Annotated in this window: 1 protein-coding gene; it reads left to right on the top strand. The window is 72.6% G+C overall.

From position 1 onward, the window contains the following. Positions 1 to 45 precede the first annotated feature (45 nt). The coding region (locus ABZ321_RS58185) for a condensation domain-containing protein (RefSeq protein WP_354905692.1) at positions 46 to 1,701 on the top strand (1,656 nt) is incomplete at its 3' end.

Genomic DNA, 1,701 nt, shown 5'->3' with positions numbered 1-1,701 from the left:
GCCCCGATTCGCGGTACTCAGGCGTATGTGTTGGATGAGCGGCTCATGCCGGTGCCGGTGGGTGTGGCCGGTGAGTTGTATGTGGCGGGTGCCGGCCTGGCCCGCGGATATGTCGGGCAGAGTGCGCTGACGGCGGAGCGGTTTGTCGCGCATCCGTTCGATGATGGTGGCCGGTTGTACCGCACGGGCGATGTCGTGCGTTGGACCGGTGAGGGTGTCCTGGCGTTCGTGGGTCGTGGTGACGAGCAGGTGAAGATCCGCGGGTTCCGGGTCGAGCCGGGCGAGATCGAGGTCGCCCTGCTCGCTCACCCGCAGGCGGCGCAGGCGGCGGTGATCGCCCGGGAGGACACGACCGGCGACAAGCGCCTCGTCGCCTACGTGGTCCCCGTCGACGGTGCGAGCGACGACCTGCCGGCGACGCTGCACGGGTTCGTCGCCGAACGGCTGCCCGACTACATGGTGCCCGCCGCCACGGTGCTACTGGCCGCGCTGCCGCTGACCGCCAACGGCAAGCTGGACCGGCGGGCCCTGCCCGCACCCGACTTCGCGGCCGCCGCCGTCGCCGGCCGGGCCCCGGCCACCGTGCGGGAAGAGCTGCTCTGCCTCGCCTTCGCCGAAGTCCTGGGCCTGGACGCGGTCGGGGTCGACGACGACTTCTTCAACCTCGGCGGACACTCCCTGCTGGCCGTGCGTCTGGTCAGCCGGATCCGGGCCGTGTTCGGCGTCGAGCTGACGTTGCGGACGCTGTTCGAGGCCCCGACCGTGGCCGGGCTCGCCGCCCACCTGCCCGGCGCGCAACAGGCCCGCTCCGCGCTGGTCCCGTGGCAACGCCCGGACCGCCTTCCGCTGTCGTTCGCCCAGCAACGGCTGTGGTTCATCGGGCAGCTCGAAGGCCCGAGCGCCCTCTACAACATCCCGCTGGTCCTGGGCCTGCCCGGCCATGTCGACCCGGCCGCGCTGGGTGCCGCACTGCTCGACGTCATCGGCCGGCACGAAGTGCTGCGCACCGTCTTCCCCACCGTCGACGGCCGGCCGTTCCAGCACGTCATCCCCCTCGACACCGTGGACTGGCAGCTCCAGGCGAGCGACGTCGCCGCGGCCGACCTCGACGAGGCCGTGACGGCGGCCAGCGAACACACCTTCGACCTCGCGACCGACGTCCCGATCCGGGCCTCGCTGTTCACCACCGAAACCGGTCAACGGGTCCTCGTCGTCGTGGTGCATCACATCGCCGGGGACGGGTGGTCGCTGCGCCCCCTCGCGAACGACCTGTCCTTCGCCTACGCCGCCCGGGCCGAAGGTCGCGCGCCGGCGTGGACACCGCTGCCGGTGCAGTACGCGGACTACGCCCTGTGGCAGCGGGACCTGCTCGGCGACGAGGCCGACCCGGTCAGCCTGATCTCCCGGCAGGTCGCCTACTGGCGGCAGGCTCTGGCCGGTGCCCCGGAAGAACTGCAGCTGCCGGCGGACCGGCGGCGCCCGGCGGTGGCCAGTCACCGCGGTTACGTCGTGCCGATCCACGTCGACGCCGAGCTCCACACCCGGCTGCAGGACCTGGCCCGGGCCCAGGGCGTGACCATGTTCATGCTGCTGCGGGCCGCGCTGACGGTGCTGCTGTCCAAGCTCGGCGCCGGCACCGACATCCCCATCGGCGCCGCGACCGCCGGCCGCACCGACCAGGCCCTCGACGACCTCGTCGGG

The sequence above is a fragment of the Dactylosporangium sp. NPDC006015 genome (assembly GCF_040614215.1).
Taxonomy (GTDB): domain Bacteria; phylum Actinomycetota; class Actinomycetes; order Mycobacteriales; family Micromonosporaceae; genus Dactylosporangium; species Dactylosporangium maewongense.
This window is presented reverse-complemented; position numbering and strand designations above follow the sequence as displayed.